Source organism: Bovifimicola ammoniilytica, from assembly GCF_025567085.1.
Taxonomy (GTDB): Bacteria; Bacillota; Clostridia; order Lachnospirales; family Lachnospiraceae; genus Bovifimicola; species Bovifimicola ammoniilytica.
Genome location: NZ_JAOQJN010000005.1, coordinates 32,772 through 55,574 on the forward strand (window position 1 = coordinate 32,772; position 22,803 = coordinate 55,574).

Here is a 22,803-nt window from a genome sequence, read left to right on the forward strand (position 1 = left end):
AATGTTAAAAATATGAAATTTAGCAGAAAGACTAGTGAAATTTAAAGAATAATATAATAAAATGGAGGAAAGAAAGATTAACGGATATATAGATATTCATTGTCATATAATTCCTCACGTGGATGATGGGGCGAGAAGTTCTACACAGGCATTAAGAATGATAGATATAGCATACAGCAACGGGATTCGTGGAATGATTGCAACACCTCATTATGAAGTGGGAAAATACGATGATAATAAAGAAGAAATTGAAAAGAATTTTGAAAAATTAAAGAATTTAGTTGCTAAGAAATATCCGGATTTTGAACTATATCTTGGCAATGAGATATTTTACAGTTATGGTGTGGTAGATAATCTTGAAGAGGGTAGGATATTTACACTTGCAGATTCGGATTATGTGCTGGTTGAATTTTCACCAAATGACAAGTATAAGTATATAAGCGAAAGCCTATATGAGCTGGTTAATAATGGATATACACCGGTTCTTGCACATTGTGAGAGATACGAAGAGGTTATGGCAGATATTGAAAATGTAGAACGGCTTGTTGATGCAGGTGTATACATTCAGATAAATGCACATACGATAGCAGGTAAATATGGCAGAGGTATTCGAAAAAAAGTACTTAAGATGATTAAAAATGACTTAGTGCATTTTATTGGTACGGATACACATAGTGATGGTCATCGTTCGCCTGATTTGGAAGAATGTATAAAATATCTTATAAAGAAAACTGACGAGGAGACAGTGGAGAGACTTCTAAGTGTTAATCCGCGTAAGATCCTTGCGAAAGACTACATATAATAAAGGAGAGTTCAAGACTAATGGAAACAGAAAACAGAAACGGCGAAGTGGAAATTGATCTTAGAGATATATTTGCCATATTGATTAACAAACTTGCAATTATTGTATTAGCAGCTGTGCTTGGTGCAGCAGTTGCATTTACATTTACGAAATTTTTAGTCAGCCCTGTATATCAGGCAAGAACACAGGTATATGTTACAAATAATTCTTTGACAACAACAGATCAGATTAAGGTTACAGATTTACAGTCAAGTAATTATCTTACTAAAGACTACATGATATTAGTAAAGAGTAATCCGGTACTGGATAAGGTGATTGCAGACTTGAATCTTAAGATGTCAACATCTGCATTAGCTGGAAAGATACATGTAAGTACACCTACGGATACGCGAATTCTTACAATTGCTGCTAATGATAAAGATCCAATGATGGCAAAGAAGATAGCTGATGCCGTAAGAGAAGCATCTAAGGCACAGATTCAGTCAGTTATGGGTATTGAGACAGTTAATACTGTAGAAGAAGCAAAATTACCTGAGAGTCCGATAAGCCCTAATACTAAGATGAATACATTAATTGGTTTTATGTTAGGATTTGTAATTGCGATAGCAGTTATTATTATAAGATTTATGTTAGATGATACTATCAAGGCACAGGAAGATGTTGAGAAATATCTTGGATTAAGTGTACTTGGTTTAATTCCTGAATTAGAGACAACTGATAGCAAGAAGAAAAAGAAAAAGAAGAAATAATAAAGAATAAATAAGAAATAACAGAAACGAGGAAATGTATGTTAAACATAAATATTGATAAATTAAAGAAATTAGATAACAGTTCCAATGAAGCATATAAGAGATTAAGAACAAATGTACAGTTCTGTGGTAGTGATGTAAAAGTTATTGCACTTACAAGTACAATTCCTAATGAGGGAAAATCAAGTGTATCTTTTAATCTTGCAGCTTCAATTGCAGAGTCAGGCAAGAAGGTAATATTTATAGATGCCGACCTTAGAAAGTCAGTTTTAGTTGGACGTTACAAGATTAACAAAGCTGTAAAAGGTTTTACACATTATTTATCAGGAGTAAATGCATTTGATGAAGTTGTATATTCTACAAATGTGGAGAATTTACATGTAGTATTCTCAGGTCCGGTTCCACCAAACCCAGCAGAATTACTTGGTAATAAATATTTTAAGACATTAATTAAACAGTTAAGACAGACATATGATTATGTTATTATAGATACTCCGCCTATCGGAAGTGTTATTGATGCAGCTATCATAGCGCAGGAATGTGATGGCGTAGTTATGGTAGTAGCAGCAGGTGAGATAAGCTATAAACTTGTCCAGAAGACAAAAGCACAGTTAGAGAAAGCGGATTGTAAGATATTAGGCGTAGTTCTTAATAAAGTTCCTACTGGTAAAGGTGGATATTATGGCAAATACTATGGACACTATGGACACTATGGTGAATATGGTAATTATGGTAACTACGGAAACTATGGACAAAGTGCAAAGAAATAGATATTTAATATCTGTTTTAGGACGGAGTAATGTATGAACAATAAAAAGATTTTAGGAATTGTCGGATCAGTTATAGCAGTGGTAATTGGAATAGGAGCGATAAAATTCTCAACTTCTGACAGAAAAGGACCTGTTATTACATATTCGGACGAAGAGCTAACATATACGGAGGGTGAGCCCAATGATGTATTGCTTAAAGATGTAACTGCCGTAGATAATAAAGATGGCGATGTAAGTGATACATTAATGGTGGCAAATAAGATAGTAATAGGCAATGGTGAATATATGGAGGTAGTATATGCTGCGAAAGATTCGAAGAATAATATTACTATCACTAAGAATAATAAACGACGTGTAAAATATATATCAACAGGAGCAAATGCTAGTCAGAATACAGAAGCAAATGATGAAAACCAGTCATCAGTGCAGACAGATGCAAGCAATGAGGCAAGCACAAATGAGAGTACAAGCGAGAACCAGACAACAAATACTACGGTAGAAGATAGCGGTCCGACTGGAGAAATAGATAAGGCAGCGGCAGATGCAACCGGTATACCAGTCATCAAATTAAAGACTGCTGAGACAACTATTAAGGCTGGACAAAGGTTCGATGAGATAAGCTTTGTAAGGGAAACATATGATAATTCAGGTGACGTATCAAGAAGAATAAGAATTACCGGTGATTATAACGTAAGTGTTCCTGGAGATTATCATATTAACTATCTGGTATCAGACACAGAAGGTAATGTATCAGCACCGGCACCATTTACTTTACATGTTATACCGGCAGATACAGTAGCAGCAACAGGCAACACTGCAAATAATACTATAGTGCCTGAAAATGGCAATGTAAACAATGCGCAGCCTGGACAGAATGTACAGCAAGGGATAACAGCAGAGCAGACAGCACAGTAAATGTACTGTCTGTTTTGTGAATATAAAAATATGTTGAAATATACGAAACAACATATTAATGTGTAGAAGATAATATTTAATAGATAAACAATTAAGACTAAAATGAAGATTATATGTGACGTAAATGTCTGAGAAATGGAGGTTGACCATGAAAGAAAAAGACATATTTAAACTAGTGAGATATGGATTTGCTATTGTTCAAAGTATAATAACACTATTGTTCCTGTACTATCTTGCAAAACTTGATGTATTGCCACAGAAATATTTCTTTCTTGCAGTAGGAGTGCTCGTTGTATTATGTGTACTTAATGTGGTTTTGCAGTTTAAGAAGATACCGGGAATTATAATGTTAGTAATTGGAATCATAATCAGTATAGGTCTTGGAATAGCCTGTATATATATTGCTAAGACTACAGACGTTATGAACAAGACAGCCGGAGCTGATGAGCAGATAGATAAAATGTTAGTATATGTGCTTGCAGATGATGAAGCTAAAAGTCTGGGCGATGCTGCGGATTATACATATGGTATTCTTTCATCAAAAGGCAGAGAGGCGACAGATAAAACTATAGAAGAAATAAATAAAACTATAAATAAAGAGATTGCTATAAAGGAATATGACGATTTCTTTTCTATGATAGATGGTTTATATAATGGAGATGTTAAGGCGATTATCCTGAATGAGGCATATATAGATGTAATCATAGAGACTGAAGGTTATGAGGACTTTAAAGATAAGGTAAAAGAATTACTTATGACAGAAGTTAAGTCAAAAGTAGAATGGTATGAACAGGATGATGACAGTTCAATCAAATTAAATAGTGATGTATTTACATTATACATAAGTGGTATAGATACGTATGGTTCAGTTGCTAAGACAAGCCGAAGCGATGTAAATATTATTGCTGTTGTAAATACTAAGACTAAACAGATACTTTTAGTATCTACACCTAGAGATTATTATGTACCATTATCAATTTCTAATGGTGTTAAGGATAAACTTACGCATGCGGGATTATATGGTATAAATTGTTCAAAAGATACATTATCAATGATTTATGACTTAGATATACAGTATTACTTCAGACTTAATTTTGATGGTTTTATCAAGATAATAGATAAACTTGGCGGTGTAACTGTTCATTCAGATTACGCATTTACAACAAGAAGCGGTCACTACAATATACAGGTTGGAGACAATAAGCTTAATGGTAAGGAAGCGCTTGCATTTGCAAGAGAGAGATATGCTTTGGCAGATGGTGACAGACAGCGAGGCAGAGACCAGATGGAAGTAATTAAAGCAGTTATTAACGAAATGGCAAGCTCTAAGCTGTTATATAATTACACGGATATTATGGACGCTATTTCAGATTGTTTCCAGACAAGTATGCCTAAAGACATGATACAGAGTCTGGTTAAAATGCAGATTAATGATATGAAGAAATGGAACATAGTGTCATGCAGCGCTGATGGTACAGGTACAAGGTCATCTACTTACTCTATACCACAAAGAGATAACTTGTGGGTAATGATTCCTGACGAAAGCACAATTGAACATGCGAAAGAATTAATTCAGCAGGTTATTGATGGTAAAATAATAAGTGAGTAAATTAGTGTAGAAAAGGGTAAAGGGAAGATAAAAAATGAGACAGGTGAAAAGAAAAAATTTACAGAAAGGATTATTAGGCTATGTATAGAAGGAAAACATCAGGAATATTCAGGCATTTAGACTTTATTGCATTAGACATTATAAGTATAGAAGTTGCTTTTGCCATAGCCTATATAATCAGGCACGGCTGGAGAGGCAATAGAATTGTACTGCCTAAGTTATATTCAAATATCTTTATTGTATATATGATGATATGTGTTATAGTGGCATTAATGGCATCACCTTATAAGAAGATAGTTACCAGAGGACATTATAAAGAATTCTTATGTACTGTCAGATATGTAACTATAGTTACAATGATGCAGGTAGTATACCTGTATATGTCTCAACAGGGACAGGAATACTCCAGAATAGTATTTATGCTTACCTGGGCAATTGGAATAATAATTACTTATATTGTCAGGGAAATCTGGAAATGGGTAGTCTCAAAATCATCCATCAGAGATAATTCGAAGACACAGGCTATGGTATTAATTACGTCATGTGATGAGGCAGAAGAATTAATTGATAATTTGTCAAATTATGGAAAAGGTAAATATCATATTACAGGTGTATGCATAGTCGATAAGAATATGACTGGTGAAATGATTAACGATATAAATGTATTAGCATCAGGTAATGAAATATCTGATTATCTATGCAGATCGTGGGTAGATGAAGTATTTGTAAGCCTTAATGATAAATATGAGAGTGTAGAAAAGAAGCTGGTGGAAGATTGTCTGCTTATGGGAATTACAATACACCAGAATCTTGCTAAGATCGTAAACGAACCGGGTAAAGTAAGAATGGTTGAAAGAATGAATGAATATACCGTACTTACAAGTGCTATTAATACAGCTTCAATAGTTGAGAGTTTTATCAAGAGACTAATGGATATAGTCGGAGGTATTGTCGGACTTATATTTACTGGAATATTATTTATATTTGTAGCACCAGCGATATACATTAAATCACCTGGGCCAATCTTCTTTAAGCAGTGGCGAGTTGGTAAGAATGGTAAGAAATTTCACATATATAAATTCAGAAGTATGTACTTAGATGCGGAAGAACGTAAAGCTGAACTTATGGCACAGAACAAAGTTAAGGACGGCATGATGTTCAAGATGGAGAATGATCCACGTATAATTGGTGGTGAAAATGGGAAAGGAATTGGAAACTTTATACGAAAAACATCTATAGATGAATTCCCACAGTTCTTAAATGTTCTTAAAGGCGATATGAGTCTTGTCGGCACACGTCCACCAACACTTGATGAATGGGAGAAATACGAACTTCATCATAGAGCAAGACTTGCCATTAAGCCTGGTCTTACCGGAATGTGGCAGGTTAGTGGAAGAAGTGACATTACTGATTTCGAAGAAGTAGTTAAGTTAGATACAAAATATATCATGAACTGGAGCCTTGGGAAGGATATAAAGATACTACTTAAGACGGTATGGGTAGTATTAAAGAAAAAAGGTTCGTCCTAATTGAATTTGCAGATATATACAATTAAATATCAGTAGATGCTAATGATATTGATACATATAAACAGGAAGGTATGGTCAGGAAAATTATGAAATTATCAACGGTTGCAGCCTTTAAAAATATAAATAGTAATTCAGATAAATTTATACATATTAAAGGAGATGTACTGAAAAATTTTCAAAAAGAATTGTTGAAAATGATGCAAGATATCGTAACAGTATGTGAAGAAGAGAAAATAGCATATTGTTTATTAGGTGGAAGTGCATTAGGTGCAGTAAGACATAAAGGATTTATACCATGGGATGATGACATGGATATAGGTATGCCAGCTTATGATTTTGAACGGTTCAGAATTGCATTTTTAAAAAAATTCGGCGAAAAATATTGGGTGCATTATTGCAAAACTAAAGATTATGGAATGACAGTAAATAGAATAAGATTAAAAGGCAGCGTTTGTAGAGGAAGAGAAGATACATATACAGAAGAATGTGGCTTTTTTATAGATATATTTTTAATGGAAAATACATTTGATAATAAAATATTATATAATATACATGGCTTTTTCTGTATGGCATTTGGCTTTTTACTATCTTGTAGAATGTTTTATAAAAACCGGGAACTTATGAGTGAGTTAGCAGAGGCTAATCCGGATTTAAAATCAGCTTTTAAAATTAAAATTTTTATAGGTAGATTATTAAGTTTCATATCTATTAAGAAATTGACCTGTTTTACACAAAAGATATATGGATTGTGTAAAAATAATAATTCCAAATATGTAAGCATTCCATCAGGAAGAAAGCATTATTTTAAAGAAACGTATCTAAGAGATGGACAGGTACAGGTAACAAAATGTGAATTTGAAGGACACAAGTGGAATATACCTAAAGATTATGATGCATATCTTAAGAAAATGTATGGTGATTATATGAAGATTCCACCAGAAAAAGATAGAGAGGAACATATTGTTTTGGAACTTAAATTTCCGGAAAACTAAATGTGAAATGAGGAATTGAGTAGTATGGTGAAGTATGACAAAAGTAATTGTGGTGAAGAAGTTTCACTTGAAGAAGTTAAAAGTAAATTAGTTGATATGCTGCTTGTGTTAGCAGATTATTGTGAAAAAAATGGAATTAGATACTATCTTTCAGGAGGAACACTTTTAGGCGCAATAAGACATAAAGGATTTATACCATGGGATGATGATATTGATATCAATATGCCAAGACCTGATTGCGAAAAATTACAGAAAATATCAGGTGGTGTTATAGGAAATTATAAATTAGTACGTCCCAGTGGAAATGCGGTATGCGTTAAACATTTTTGGCGATTATATGATGAATCGGTATTGCTAGAGGATTCTATACAGAAAAATAATAAAAAAAATGTTTATTATCCAATATTTATTGATATTTTTCCGATTGAAGGATTACCAGCAGATGATAAAGCAACTAAGAAACATTATAATTCAATGGAATTAGGAAAGAAAATGCTTAATTGTACAACGGGTTCATTATTTCATGGAAAAAATCTGCCTGCTAAAATCTTTCATTTTGTGTGCAGACCAATTGCAATGTTGTTTGGTCAGGACTATTGGGTACAGCAGGTTCAGAAAAAAGCGACAAGTATACCGTTTAATGCTTCAGAATATATTGGTGTCGTAACTACAAATATACATAAAACAGAAGAGAAAGTACTAAAAGCAGAATATATACCACAGATAGAGCTTGAATTCGAAGGACATATGCTAAAAGGTCCTAAGGGATATCATAAATATCTTTCGCAATTATATGGAGATGATTATATGGAACTTCCACCAGAAGAAAAAAGAGTATCCCATCATATATTTAAGTTTTATAAGACTATACAATCAGAAAAAAGTAATATATAAAAAGTTGTTAAAATAATACGGCAATTGTATATAGGATTAGGAGGAATGATTATGGTAGTAGCATTATTAACAGCGGCAGGTACAGGTACAAGAATGGGACAGGATATTCCTAAACAATTTATGCATGTAGAAAATAAACCTATAATAATTCATACAATGGAGGCATTTCAAAATCATCCAAGTATAGATGCAATAGTTGTTGTGACCTTACCGGCATGGATAGATGTATTAAAAGCATATGCAGCACAATTTAATATAAATAAACTTAAATGGGTTGTAGCTGGTGGCAGTACAGGTCAGGAGTCTATATGCAAAGGATTAAATGCTATAAAAGATGAATGTGATAAAGATACAGTAGTAATGGTACATGACGGAAATAGATGTATGATTTCAGGTGAAATAATATCAGACAGCCTTGCAACATTTAAAGCGCATGGAAGTGCTGTCGCAGCAATCCCATGTGTTGAAGCTGTATTTAAAAGCGAGGATAATGGTAAATCATCTAGAATTTCCATTCCGAGAGAGCAGTTATATAGAACACAGACACCTCATACATATACATTAGAGAAACTTTTGTGGGCACATGAGGAAGCAGCTAAGAGAAGTATAACAAATACGGCTGCCTCATGTACATTGATGCAGGAATTAGGAGAAACAATATATTTCTCTAAAGGTTCAGAAGAGAATATTAAGATTACGACTGTAGAAGATATGGTTATATTTAAGGCATTATTACATACTAAAAAGGATAGCTGGTTAAAATGATAAACTATAATGAAGAATATTGGAATGATGTTAAGCAGGTTATCAATAACATTCCGCTAAAAGAGAAATTATATGGAAAAACAGTTTTAATAACAGGTGCAACCGGTATGATATGTTCATCAATTGTTGATATATTAGTATATCTGAATAGATATGAACAAGCAAAAATTAAAATCATATTAGCGGGAAGAAATGCGAAGAGAACATCAGATAGATTTTATTATACAAAAAATGACGAATATACATTTGTACAGTATGATGCGACTGATGATAAAGATATAAATATAAATTCAGACTATATTATATATGGAGCAAGCAATGCAAATCCTAAAATGTATACGGCAGAACCGGTTGAAACAATGCTTGCCAATCTTATTGGATTAAATAGAATGCTTGAAATGTCAGCTAAAAATAAAGTAATCAGATTATTATATATATCATCAAGCGAAGTATATGGCAATATAGATGAGGTAAGACCAAGAAAAGAGACAGATTATGGATATGTAGACATATTAAATATGCGTGCAAGTTATCCATGTGCAAAACGTGCCGCAGAAGCATTATGTGTGGCTTATACAAATGAATATGAATTAAATACAGTTATAGCACGACCTGGACATATATATGGTCCATCAATTACATCTTCGGATACAAGAGCCACAGCTGAATTCACTCGGAATGTTGCAAATAATGAAGATATAGTAATGAAAAGTAAAGGTAACCAGTTACGCTCATATTGTTATACCTTAGACTGTGCTTCAGCTATTTTAACTATTCTTTTAGGTGGTAAAAATGGAGATGCGTACAATATTTCTAATAGAGATTCTGTATGCACAATCAGTGATATAGCAAGAGAATTAGCAAAGGTATCGTCTAAAAAAGTTATATACCAAATGGCAACAAGTGAAGAAAGTAAAGGGTTTAATCTAATGACAGATTCATCATTAGATGGAGAAAAACTGGAAGGTCTTGGATGGAAAGCAGAATTTAATTTAGAACAAGGTACATATAGAACAATAAAATATTATATGAAATAGATATATTAAGGAGAGAAAAGAAATATGTATGATTATCTGATAGTTGGCGCAGGATTATTTGGCGCAGTATTTGCACAGCAGGCAAAAAAAGCAGGCAAAAAGTGTCTGGTTATAGATAGAAGAGAATGTATAGCAGGTAATGTTTATACAGAGAAAATTGAAGGAATAAATGTACATAAATATGGTGCACATATATTCCATACTAATAACAAAGAGGTATGGGAATATGTTAATGAATTCGCTACATTTAACCGATTTACCAATTCTCCGGTAGCAAATTATAAAGGTGAATTATATTCATTACCATTTAATATGTATACATTCAATAAGATGTGGGGAGTTGTTACTCCACAGGAAGCAAAAGAAATGATTGAGAAACAGAAGAAGGAAGCAGGGATTACAGAACCTAAGAACCTTGAGGAACAGGCTATCAGCCTTGTAGGTACAGATATCTATGAGAAGCTTGTAAAAGGATATACTGAGAAACAGTGGGGCAGAAAATGTAGTGAACTTCCTTCATTTATTATTAAACGTTTACCGGTAAGATTGACATTTGATAATAACTATTTTAATGCCTTATATCAGGGAATACCTGTAGGTGGATACACTAAGATGGTTGAAAATATGCTTGAGGGCATAGATGTAGAACTTAATAGTGACTATCTCAAGAATAAGGATAAATACGATAGTATGGCAGAAAAGGTAATCTATACCGGAGCAATAGATGAATACTTTAATTACAGCCTTGGTAATCTTGAGTATCGTTCAGTTCGATTTGAAAATGAGATTCTTGATACAGACAATTATCAGGGAAATGCAGCAGTTAATTATACAGATAGTGAGACTCCATGGACAAGAATTATTGAACATAAATGGTTTGAATTTGGTAAGGATGAAAATGGCAATGATATACCTAAAACTGTTATCAGTAAGGAATACAGTTCAGAATGGAAATTAGGTGATACACCATATTATCCTGTAAATGATGAGAAAAATGGTAATTTATACAGTAAGTACAAAGAATTAGCAGACAAAGAAGATAAAGTCACATTCGGTGGAAGGCTTGGAGAATACAAGTATTATGATATGGATGCAGTAATCGCATCTGCATTAAATTGCGCGAAGAAAGAATTAAGTAAATAACAGATATGGTAGATTATGTTTAGAAAATTAGATAAGTTAAAACAGGAAAAAACTAAATACATAAACGACATAAAAGAAAATGAAGATAAACTCTATGCCGGTGTCTACAGGCTTGTATTCAATGAAGGAAGATGTTTCTGGGAGAAAGAAGACAGTTTCTTTAAATGGCTTAAGAAACTGTCTGATGAGGACGTAAGCAGCAAGAAGAAAATAAGATATTTTATGCTTGGTAAAAAGTATAGAATAAAGGATAATTTAAATAATATTGCTAAAAGTAGCTCTAAAGATAATTTCAAGACTAAAGGCAGCGCTTCAGGAGATAAACTGTATGTAACAAGAAAAGGTAATGTTAAGGTTTTCGACAGTAATAAAGAAAGAGTTACATATTATTGTGAACATAGCGATTTAGTCAACAAAGCAATAGATTTTAATGAGAATTATGCAAAGTTTTTTGGCAAAAATGTAATAATAGAATGTAATAGTGATAAAAAATTCATTGTGGAAAGACTTATAACTGAAGCAGGTTTATGGAGAAATAATAAATCTGACTTAGCAGAGATGTCGGAATGGTTAGGAAAAAGTCTCTGTAATTACGAACGTAGTCTGACTGAGAATGATAAAAATTATGTAAATTATGATAAGTATCTGAAAGAAGTATATAGAAATGCGAAAAGTGAACAGGAAAAATCACTTTTAGACAGAATAGCAAAAGCTCTTAAAAAAGATGATAATTATAATATGATATTTATTAACCAGCATAATGACCTGGTGTTATCTAATATTCTCAAAGAGAAAACAGGATATACAGTATTTGATTATGAATTCTATGGAAAGAATTTGTTCTACTACGATTTCCTCTTATGGTTTGTATGGAAAGCAATATATTATCGTGAAAAGGAATATTTTGATGGCTATATGCATGGTAAAATGGATAAAATGATACAAAAATTGTTTGAGGAAATTGGCACTCAGTTTGATGATAAACGAAGAAAAGAGTATGTATATCTGTTTGTTCTTGCAAATGTTAATATGCATCTGGTATATAAAGAAGGAATAGATTTCAGAAAGTATAATGAATTTCTGGATTATGTGGATAATTATGTTATATAACATTTTACAATAGAGGTAATTAAACAATGAATAACGATTCAATATTAAAGATAAAATTTAATAGAAGAAGTGTAAGCCTTTGCCTGTTTTGGTTGTTATACTTTATGCCCTTAGCTATTATGCGAATTATACCAAATGGTCAGTTATTGTGTATATTTGTACGTATGCCGATAATCTGCATAATAATAGGTAATTACATCAGAAAAAGTGATGGTATATTAAGAATTTCAAAGTACTGGATATATGTGATATTGATGCTCGTCTGGAATGTATTCACCATAGTATTAGGTACTCCGGGACAGACTGTAACATATGTGTTATCTACATATACAATTATAGAGATGCTTATAGTTATTGCATATTCTATTAACACTGATGGATTTAATGGATTAAAACCATTATATGTTGTGAGCATATTCTATATATGGATAAGTTTTGCAGTAATGGTATTGTTTCCGCATGGATTATATATGAGTTCACAAGGTTCAAGTATTGTACGTGCACAATGGTTATTCGGCTCTAAGAATAATACACCGATATTTATGATAATATTCAGTATGGTTATAATGGCAATAACATTGCATGAAGAAAATACAAGAACCAGAATTAAGAATACAATTATGAATATTTCTGTATTGCTTGCGTGTTTTGAGAGTACATCAGCAAGTGAAACAAAAGTTATATTTATGAAAGGATCATCGACAGGAATTATTGTATCAATGGCGATGATAGCACTCTTATTATATGTAAATGTACCGAAATGGCTGGTAAAGAATAAATTAGAAATTTTTAATATAAAAAATGTCATAATTGCAATAGCCGCTGTAAATATTGTTGTATTAGGCGGTGCAAATATTTCATTTATCAAGAATTTCATAGAGAATTATATGCATAAGAATATGACATTCTCAGGTAGAGTTTATGTATGGGATAACTGTATACCATATATTATGAAATCACCTATTGTGGGGCATGGATATGTAAGTAAGGTATTCTGGACCAATGGTGCAACAAGTACATATAACATATTCCTTGGAATATTGGAGTATTATGGTATACCATCTTTAATCTTATTGATACTAGCAGCGTTAACACTAAAGACATCAAAGAAAATGTCAGAGCAGATTATGCTTATGGGTATTTTGCTGGTTGCTATTAATGGATTAATGAGCCAGATAGATGGAAAATATTTGTTATTCTTTATGACAATAATCCAGGTTACTGAGAAATGGTATAGAAATAATGAAAAGTTGTATGAGACAGAGATAGATAATAAAGAGAGAAAGAAGTAAATTTATGATAGTAGAAAAGAAAAATTCAAGGGTATCTAATACTATATACAATTTTGTTAGTAGTATGGGTGGACAATTTATCACAATATTAATGCAGTTTATAGTAAGAACTGTATTTATTAAGACTCTTGGAAAGTCATATCTAGGTATTAACGGATTATATTCAAATATTTTAAATATGTTGTCATTGACAGAATTTGGATTTTCAAATGCAATTTTATTTAAATTATATGAACCAATTGCTAAAAATGATTATAAAAGATTAGCACAGTTAATGGAACTATATAAAAAAATATATAGAATTATCGGGGCCATAATTGCGGGCGTAGGGCTATGTTTAATTCCGTTTTTACCAATATTGATAAGTGATTATGATAAATTAGAAAAATTACATATAAATGCAGTTTTTATATTTATATTATATCTATTAAAATCAGTTACATCATATTTGTTTTTTTCTTATAAAAGTGCTATAATTAGAGCTAATCAGAAAGAATACTTAATCAATATTGTAAGTTATGTATTCACAATTGTAGCGGGAATTGCACAGATTATTTGCCTTATATTATTTACGGATTTTGTTATTTATGTAGTGATATTGGTTTTGCAGGTTATATTGCAGAATATATGTTGTGCAAGAATGGCTGATAAAATGTATCCTTATATAAATGAAAAATGTGAAGAAAAAGTAGCAACTAAAGAGATAAAAGGGATATTTAAAGATTGTTCAGCTCTTTTTATATACAATGTAAACAGTTTTGTTATTAAGTCAACAGACAATATAATTATATCGGCGGTTATGGGTATATCTTATGTAGCATTGTATTCAAATTATTATATTTTATATACTACATTTTATACTTTATTTAGCAAAATATATGATTCATTAACACATAGTTTGGGGAATTTACACACAGAAAAAGATAAAGCACACGAATATCAGATATTTAAGTCAATTAATCTTGTAACATGTATAATAGGTGGGACAGCATTCGTAGGTATTGCTTGTGTTGCTGATGAATTAATAACAGCATGGATTGGTTCATCCTGGGTAATTAAACAGCCCTTCGCATTTCTAATTGGATTGGAATTATATACATTGGCAGTTTGTAAACAATTTAATAGATTTAGAAATATAATGGGATTATTTCAACAGGCAAAATACAGACCGGTTGCAGGTTGTATAATAAATTTAGGTGTATCGGTAGCATTAGTACATGTATGTGGAATTTATGGTGTTTTGATTGGTACAATAGTGGCAGACTGGCTCACTTTTGTATGGTTTGATCCAATGATAATACACAAATATGGATTTGAAAATAAATTTTCTCTTATTCAATATTATCTAAGGTTTGCAAAGCAATTTCTTATTGTTGTGATGGTGGGTATTGTAGATTACATTATTTGTAATAATTTTCTAACTGGCTGGGGTTGGTTATCAGTAGTAGTTCATTCAGCAATATGTGGAATTAGTGTTCCTCTTGTTGTTTTTCTTATATATAGAAAAACTGAAGAGGGAAAATATCTTGTAGGTATTGCTAAAAGGATAATAAATAAATTTATTCACATAAAGAAAAATGCGTAAGAATAAATTGTAATGTAGCTAAGAATATACAAATGGAGAAAGGACGTGACGACATGGAGAAAAAATTAAAAAGACTTGTAGCGATATTGATGGCAGTCACACTAATTATTGGAAATTTAGATATTTCACTGGTTAAGACAGTTTTTGCAGATGAAATTTCTAATTATTTCACAATATATTATCATGAAGATATGGATAGTGAAGCATCAAGTATCATATCACATGTTGAATATGGAGTGACAACGAAAACACTTACAGCAACGGACTTAGGGTATTCGAGAAGTGGAAAACTATTAAGAGGTTGGTATGTAAGAAGACAGTATGATGGAAAATGGGCATACACGTTAGATGGAAACACGGTAATATGGGCAACCGAATGTCCAGAGGGTGCTTCTTTATGTTTGTACAAGGAAGGAATAACAGTAGCTAAGACAGTACCAGCAGGTAGGGCAATTGATTTTTATGGTGTATGGGTAGATGATTATTTTACAGTAAAATATCATAAAGATGATAAATCGGAAGCAAGTAATATAACAACAAAAGTAACATATGGAACAGATACAAAGACACTTACAGCGGAAGAACTTGGCTTTGAGAATAATGGATTAGCATTATCAGGTTGGTATGTGTATAGAGAAAGTGATGGAAAATGGGCATACACGTTAGATGGAAACACGGTAATATGGGCAACCGAATGTCCAGAAGGTGGCTACTTATGCCTATATACAAGTGGAACACATGTTGCCAAGACTGTTCCAGCAGGAACAGTAGTTCATTTCTATGGTGTTTGGGTAGAAAATAGCTACACAATCAAGTATCATAAAGATTTAAACAGTGAAGAATCAAAATACACAACGGTAGTAGAATATGGAACTCCTACGGATACATTATCAGCAAATGAACTTGATTTTAAAAAAGAAAATAGTGTACTGGGAGGGTGGTATGCAAAGAGAGAAAGTGATGGCAGATGGGCATATACATCTGATGGAATAAATGTTAACTGGTTATCAGAGTCAGAGGCTACATCAAATGACAAATTATATGTATATAATCCCAATGTTAATGTAGCAAGAACTGTAAAGCCTGGAGAAACAGTACATTTCTATGGGAAATGGATATCAGGAAATATAAATGTATGTGATTATGGTGTTGATGGAACAGATAAAACAGATGACATCGATGCATTAAATAAGGTCTTAGAAATTGGTAGAGATAATGATACGCCGATTACGGTAAACATACCGGAGGGTACATATTATATAAGTAAAAGACTTAATATATATTCTAATACGACACTTGTTCTAGATGCGAATGCCAAAATTGTAAGACTTGATGAAGACCAGGAGATGTTACAAAGTTGTCAAGGAAAAGGTGAGCTTTTAGGTGGATATGACCAGACTTCGAATATAACTATTATAGGAGGAATATGGGACGGAAACATTACAGATACAACTGTAATGTGTGATGTGCTAAGATTCAATCATTGTAACAATATAACTCTTAAAGATTGTACAATTAAGGGATATTGCGGAAGACATATGGTTGTTTTTGCAGGTGCTAATGGAGTAGTAGTTGATAATGTTACTTTTGAAGATGCACATTTGTATACAGGTACGGAACCTGATACGGAAAACTATTACGTATATAATGAAGATGGCAGCATAGATTATGAGAATTCGTATAGAGTTATGGAAGCACTACATATTGATTGTATAACAGAGGATGGGACATCAGAGGTTCCAGCATTACCATATGATGGTACATTATGTAACAATATTGTAGTAAAAAATTGTACATTTAATAATCTTATATCAGGTATTGGTAATCATGCTTTAATAGATAATAGAGGAGTAAATTTTGAAATTAGTAATAATAAATTTAATAATATTAAAGCAATATGCATAAATGCATATAACTATAATAATGTTAATATAGATTCCAATATAGCAACAAATGTAACAGAGTTTTTAACATTGAGAAATTCATCGGGTGTTGTTAAGAATAATAGTGTGGAAATAGCTGCTGACGAGTTCATACCTAATCGTATGGGAATGAATATATATCAGGATAATGATGCAGAAATTTCAGGAAACACTATCAATAATTCCAAAACTTATGGAATACGCATAACTAATGGAGATAATATAAAATTAACAGACAATAATATTGATAATAGTAAGACTACAGGGCTTTTTGTGAATAATTCCACAGGTTGTGTAATTTCAAAAAACGATATAAATAATTCAGGTAATTATGGTGTGCTGATATCTTCATCAGAAGCAGAACTAAATAATAATTCCATTAATACAAGTGTAAGCCATGCGGTTATGCTTAGGGTTGGTTCAAAAGTAAAACTAAATAATAACATTGTTAAGTTAGCCGGAGAAAATGGAATTAATGTTAATGATTCATTAGCAGATATTTGTGAAAACAATGTTGAAAACAGTAAATTAGTTGGAATTATGCTATATAATTGTCAGTATACAGACAATATCATTAGTAAAGTTAATAGAAATACTGTTAATGGTTCAGAGAATGATGCCATCCAGCTAGCTAATAGTAAGGCCGATATTGAATATAATATAATCAGTGGTACTGGTAATAATGGAATTCTGTTAAATCAGAATTCTGAAGCACTTATATCTGATAATAAACTAACAGATATAGGATATAATGGTATTTTTATAAATGCCAGTAGAGGTAATATTAAAAATAATAGTGTAGATGCACCTAAAAATTATGGAATTGTTATATATAATTCAAAGGATAAAGAACAATACACTATAAAAAATGATGTGATAAATAATACAATTACAGATTCAGTATTTGAAAGTATTTACTTTACAAATAGTGATGTTAACCTTGCAAATAATAATAATATATCTGGTTGTAAGACTAATGCAATATATGCAATGGAAAGTAATGTTAAGGAAATAAATAACAATGTTGTAATAAATCCGATAAATAACGGTATATATACATATAAAGCCAATGTATCAGATATTAATAATAACAATGTTTCAGGAGCCGGTATTAATGGAATATATATATCAACGGCATCGATTGTAAAAAATGTACTGAATAATATAGTAAAAAATTCGTCTAATTATGGAATATTAGTATCATCAGCAGAAACAACATTAAAAAATAATACAGTAGATACCACTACAAAACATGGTGTTGTAATTAGGGATAAATCGAAAGCAGTTTTAACTGGAAATACAATTAGAGGAGCCGGAGAAAACGGAATTAATATAAATGCTGCATTAGCAGATATTAGAAAAAACAATATTGATGCAAGCGGACAAGTCGGAATAATGTTATACAACTGCCTATATACAGGTAATGACATAAATAATGTTGTAGAAAATACAGTTACAAATTCCGGAAATGCTGGAATTAAGGCTAATTTGTCATCTAATATTAATGTTGAAAACAATGATATAGATATTACAGGAGCAGCAGGTATCTATATACATACTGTAGATAATGCAGAAGTTATAGGTAATGATATACAGAATTCAAAGGGTAATGGAATTCAGATATATAAAACCAATATTGCGAATATTAAAGATAATTTTGTTACAGCCAGTACATTACATGGAATAACTGTAAATGCAAGTAAAGAAGTTATTCTTACAGCCAATGATGTAATAAATAGTGGTAAAAAAGATATTAATTCAAATGATGCAAGCACAGGAAAAGCAAGCAATAATGCTGTGAGTACATCAGGAACATATACATATAGTAAAACAGATTTTCCGATAACAGATACAAAAATTTCCATAAGGCTTGCGGACATTGAAAATATAAATGAACAAAACTATACTGGAAATGCAGTAGAACCGGAATTAAAAATAACATATAATGGAACAGAACTTGTTAAGGATATAGATTATCAGGTTGTCTATGATAAAAATACTGAACCGGGAAATGCAATGGTCATAATTACAGGAATAGGTAGTTATAGTAGTTATGTAGTTAAAAATTTTACTATCAAAAAACAAATCATAACAGGCTGGCAGAAAATAAGTAGTAAATGGTATTATTATAATAGCTTAGGCGTAAAGCAGACAGGCTGGCAGAAAATAAGTGGTAAATGGTATTATCTTAATAGTTCAGGAGTGATGCAGACAGGCTGGCAGAAAATAAGTAGTAAATGGTATTATCTTAATGGTTCAGGAGTGATGCAGACAGGCTGGCTAAAAAAGGCTAATAAATGGTATTACTTTAATGGCTCAGGAGTGATGCAGACAGGCTGGCTAAAAAAGGCTAATAAATGGTATTACTTTAATGGTTCAGGAATAATGCAAACGTCAAAATGGATAAATAATAAAGGAAAATGGTTTTATTTTGATGAACTTGGAATAATGCAGACCTCAAAGTGGATAAAAGGTATATACTATGTAAAAGAAGACGGAAGCATGGCCATTGATGAATGGGTATGTGGTGGTAAATATTATGTTGGTTCTGATGGTAAATGGATAAAGGACGCAACAAAATAAAAAAACTATGTTCTGGAAGTTCCATAACTATAATTATAATATAGATATGAGAATTTTCAGAACAATTAATGTAATGACAATAAAAAAAAGAAAGAATTAGAGGAAAATGGAAGAGATTAGAATAATTATTGCAACACATAAGAAATACAGAATGCCTGAAGACAAAATGTATCTTCCGCTCCATGTTGGAGCAGAGGGTAAAACAGATGATAGCGGAAAACCACTCGACTTAGGTTACATAAAGGATAATACAGGAGATAATATCTCAGAATTGAATCCAAGCTTTTGTGAACTTACGGGTATCTATTGGGCGTGGAAGAATCTTGATGCGAAGTATATAGGTCTTGCACATTATAGAAGACATTTCTGCATGAAGAAAAAGGGTAAAGATCCGTTTGACAGCATCTTAAAATATGAGGAGATAAAACCCTATCTTGGGAAGATAAAGGTTTTTGTACCAAATAAAAGAAAATATTACATAGAATCTTTATATAGCCATTATAAGCATACACATTATGCTTGGCAGTTAGATGAAACTAGAAGAATAATTAGTGAAAAGTATCCAGATTATTTGAAGTCATATGATAAAATCGTAAAAAGATCATATGGATATATGTTCAATATGATGATAATGGAAAAGGAATATTTAAATCAGTATTGTCAATGGTTGTTTAATATTCTGTTTGAGTTGCAAAAGATGAAAAACATGCCGGAATTATCAGCATTTCAGAATAGATTTTATGGAAGAGTTTCGGAAATTATCTTTAATGTATGGCTTGATTATCAATTAGAAAGTGGTAACTTAAAGAAAGAAGATATAAAAGAAATAAAGTGTATACATATTGAAAAGATAAATTGGACAAAGAAAATATTTGCATTTTTAAAAGCTAAATTTTTTAGTAAAAAATATAATGGCAGTTTTTAAGAGAGTGTATAGATTGACTAATTATATTTCGGGATTAAGTGATTTAGAAAAGCTTGTTTAATTGATATCACAGAAGGAGTAAATTACTGATGGCAAAACAGATATATTATATAGATATTAATCGTATTAAAAGGAATACTGCAGGTTCAAAAGCTAAAGATGATATTGCAGATATATGTAAGAAAAATGGATATAACAGAGTGGTACTTCCGACATTTCCTGATAAAGGTAGTAAAATATATAAGAAATTGTGGCTTTGCATTATATGTCCTATCAATTGGATAAAATTATATTTCAAAATACCAAAAGATGCGATTGTACTTTATCAACATCCAATGTATGGTAATAGATATACTAATAAATGTGTACCAATATTGAAAAAAAGAAAGAATATTAAATTTATAGCAATAGTACATGATTTAGAATCATTAAGGCAGGGAATAGCGGGAGTAATAGAAAATAATACCAAAACCAATGAAATTGCAGATAATATGCTTTTAAAGAAAATGGATTATGTTATTTGCCATAATGAAAAGATGAAGAAGTATCTTATTGAAAAAGGATTTGATAGTAATAGACTAATACTACTTGGAATATTTGACTATTTGACGAATATTGAGAAATCCGAACAGATAACCCCTTTTGATAATAATAGATGTGAGGTGTCTATTGCAGGAAATTTAGCTATTGGTAAGAGTGGCTACATATATGAACTCATTAAGGATTATGAGAATAACGACAAAATATTTATAAACCTCTATGGTAATAACTTTGACGAAACTAAAGCAACATCTAATTCAAAATGGCATGGTTCATTTCCGGCAGAAAAATTACCGGGCATAATAGCAGGTAACTTCGGGATTATATGGGATGGACCAAGCGATGAGAGTTGTAAAGGTAATACAGGCGAATATTTAAAATATAATAATCCACACAAGACATCACTTTATCTTGCATCAGGGCTTCCGGTAATAATATGGAAGCAGGCTGCAATGGCGGATTTCATATTAAAGAATAACCTGGGTATAGCAGTAGATTCATTAAAAGATATCAGTAAGGCAATAAGCGGATTAAGTAACGAAGAATATGAAATAATGCGTAAGAATGTTGAAATTATAGGAAGAAAATTAAGGGAAGGAGAATATTTTACAAAGGCATTTTCTACAGCTTTAGATAAGATAGAGAATGAATAATAAAATATATTTAAGCAGACAATTATGGTAGATTTAAAGATAGAGTTACCAGACGGCTTTCTTGAAGAAGAAGTAAGATGTGATTATACGGTAACCAAAGACATTAAAGAAGTATGGGCAATAGAGATAGACTTGCTTATGCAGTTAGACGAAGTGTGTAAGAAACATAATCTCAAATATTACATTACAGATGGTACGATGCTAGGAACAGTAAGACATAAAGGATTTATACCATGGGATGATGATATAGACGTTACAATGTTTCGTGATGATTATGAGAAATTATTGAAAGTGGCAGAGACAGAGTTTAAATATCCATATTTCTTACAGACAGAATATAGTGACCCGGGTTGTCTAAGAGGACATGCACAACTTAGAAATTCAGCAACTACAGGAATATTGAAGACAGAAGAGGGCAAATTTAAGTTTAATCAAGGATTATTTCTTGATGTATTCGTAATGGATAACGTTATTGATGATAAGAAGTTATACGAGCAGCAGAAGAAAGATGCAGAAAAATACAGGAAAAGAGCTGTTAAATATGCGAGATGGTCTACTAGATATTATAAGCAGAATACATGGCAGAGCAAAGTAAAGGGAATATTATATCCGGTTGTAAATACGTTTTTAAGAAAGACTAAGCTTGAAGAGAAGAACTTTAGGAAATTTGAAGAGGTCTGTAAGAGGTATAACAATATGGAGACAAAGTATGTGACAACTTTAGAGTTTTCGTTCGATATAGAGAGATGGGGCAAGAGATTAAAGTCATATTTCGATAAGGTTGAATATATGCCATTTGAATTCATAAAACTTCCGATATCAGTTGATTATGATGAGATGCTGAGAAATGATTATGGAGACTATATGGTATTCAAGAAAGGAGCCAGCGCACATGGTGATATGATAATTGACACAGACAGATCATATACTGAATATATTAATAAGATAACAAAAGATAAGAGTGGAAATAAATAGATATAACTAAATA

18 protein-coding genes are annotated in these 22,803 nt (G+C 31.7%); all 18 read left to right on the forward strand.

Going from position 1 to position 22,803, the window contains the following annotated elements; genetic code table 11:
* The first annotated feature begins 61 nt into the window (after positions 1–61).
* The 18 genes from OCV48_RS07675 (at position 62) to OCV48_RS07760 (ending at position 22,790) form a co-directional block, all read left to right on the forward strand.
* Positions 62–802 (forward strand): CpsB/CapC family capsule biosynthesis tyrosine phosphatase, encoded by a 741-nt coding sequence (locus tag OCV48_RS07675; RefSeq protein WP_021982378.1) that lies wholly within the window; start codon positions 62–64, stop codon positions 800–802.
* A gap of 20 nt (positions 803–822) precedes the next feature.
* Positions 823–1,551, forward strand: a complete 729-nt coding sequence (locus tag OCV48_RS07680; protein ID WP_147591576.1) for a YveK family protein — start codon at positions 823–825, stop codon at positions 1,549–1,551.
* 38 nt (positions 1,552–1,589) lie between these two features.
* Positions 1,590–2,321, forward strand: a complete 732-nt coding sequence (locus OCV48_RS07685) for a CpsD/CapB family tyrosine-protein kinase (protein WP_147591577.1) — start codon at positions 1,590–1,592, stop codon at positions 2,319–2,321.
* A gap of 33 nt (positions 2,322–2,354) precedes the next feature.
* A complete protein-coding gene (locus tag OCV48_RS07690) occupies positions 2,355–3,236 on the forward strand; it encodes an immunoglobulin-like domain-containing protein (RefSeq protein ID WP_147591578.1) in 882 nt (293 codons plus the stop codon).
* Positions 3,237–3,384: 148 nt separating this feature from the next.
* Complete coding sequence (locus tag OCV48_RS07695) at positions 3,385–4,845, forward strand: LCP family protein (protein ID WP_262559417.1); 1,461 nt, start codon at positions 3,385–3,387, stop codon at positions 4,843–4,845.
* An 80-nt stretch (positions 4,846–4,925) separates the two neighbouring features.
* Positions 4,926–6,374, forward strand: coding sequence for a sugar transferase (locus OCV48_RS07700; protein WP_147591580.1), 1,449 nt, complete (start codon positions 4,926–4,928; stop codon positions 6,372–6,374).
* An 86-nt stretch (positions 6,375–6,460) separates the two neighbouring features.
* On the forward strand, positions 6,461–7,366 hold the full coding sequence (locus OCV48_RS07705) for a LicD family protein (RefSeq protein ID WP_021982372.1): 906 nt from the start codon (positions 6,461–6,463) through the stop codon (positions 7,364–7,366).
* A 24-nt stretch (positions 7,367–7,390) separates the two neighbouring features.
* Positions 7,391–8,260 (forward strand): LicD family protein, encoded by an 870-nt coding sequence (locus tag OCV48_RS07710; protein WP_147591581.1) that lies wholly within the window; start codon positions 7,391–7,393, stop codon positions 8,258–8,260.
* 51 nt (positions 8,261–8,311) lie between these two features.
* Complete coding sequence (locus OCV48_RS07715; RefSeq protein ID WP_021982370.1) at positions 8,312–9,025, forward strand: IspD/TarI family cytidylyltransferase; 714 nt, start codon at positions 8,312–8,314, stop codon at positions 9,023–9,025.
* Complete coding sequence (locus OCV48_RS07720; protein WP_021982369.1) at positions 9,022–10,062, forward strand: NAD-dependent epimerase/dehydratase family protein; 1,041 nt, start codon at positions 9,022–9,024, stop codon at positions 10,060–10,062. Before OCV48_RS07715 ends, OCV48_RS07720 begins: the two co-directional genes overlap by 4 nt.
* A gap of 24 nt (positions 10,063–10,086) precedes the next feature.
* Entirely contained in the window at positions 10,087–11,205 is a 1,119-nt protein-coding gene (glf, locus tag OCV48_RS07725; protein ID WP_021982368.1) for a UDP-galactopyranose mutase, read from the forward strand.
* Positions 11,206–11,220: 15 nt separating this feature from the next.
* On the forward strand, positions 11,221–12,315 hold the full coding sequence (locus OCV48_RS07730; RefSeq protein WP_147591582.1) for a hypothetical protein: 1,095 nt from the start codon (positions 11,221–11,223) through the stop codon (positions 12,313–12,315).
* A 26-nt stretch (positions 12,316–12,341) separates the two neighbouring features.
* Positions 12,342–13,607 (forward strand): O-antigen ligase family protein, encoded by a 1,266-nt coding sequence (locus OCV48_RS07735; RefSeq protein ID WP_147591583.1) that lies wholly within the window; start codon positions 12,342–12,344, stop codon positions 13,605–13,607.
* 4 nt (positions 13,608–13,611) lie between these two features.
* Positions 13,612–15,192, forward strand: coding sequence for a lipopolysaccharide biosynthesis protein (locus OCV48_RS07740; RefSeq protein ID WP_021982365.1), 1,581 nt, complete (start codon positions 13,612–13,614; stop codon positions 15,190–15,192).
* A gap of 53 nt (positions 15,193–15,245) precedes the next feature.
* Positions 15,246–19,697 carry a right-handed parallel beta-helix repeat-containing protein gene (locus OCV48_RS07745; protein WP_262559418.1) on the forward strand — a complete coding sequence of 1,484 codons (4,452 nt, stop codon included), beginning with the start codon at positions 15,246–15,248 and terminating at the stop codon, positions 19,695–19,697.
* A 106-nt stretch (positions 19,698–19,803) separates the two neighbouring features.
* Complete coding sequence (locus OCV48_RS07750) at positions 19,804–20,622, forward strand: DUF4422 domain-containing protein (RefSeq protein ID WP_147591585.1); 819 nt, start codon at positions 19,804–19,806, stop codon at positions 20,620–20,622.
* Positions 20,623–20,711: 89 nt separating this feature from the next.
* Positions 20,712–21,815: a hypothetical protein gene (locus OCV48_RS07755; RefSeq protein ID WP_021982362.1), complete on the forward strand. Its 1,104-nt coding sequence runs from the start codon at positions 20,712–20,714 to the stop codon at positions 21,813–21,815.
* Positions 21,816–21,839: 24 nt separating this feature from the next.
* Positions 21,840–22,790 (forward strand): LicD family protein, encoded by a 951-nt coding sequence (locus tag OCV48_RS07760; protein ID WP_021982361.1) that lies wholly within the window; start codon positions 21,840–21,842, stop codon positions 22,788–22,790.
* Positions 22,791–22,803 lie beyond the last annotated feature (13 nt).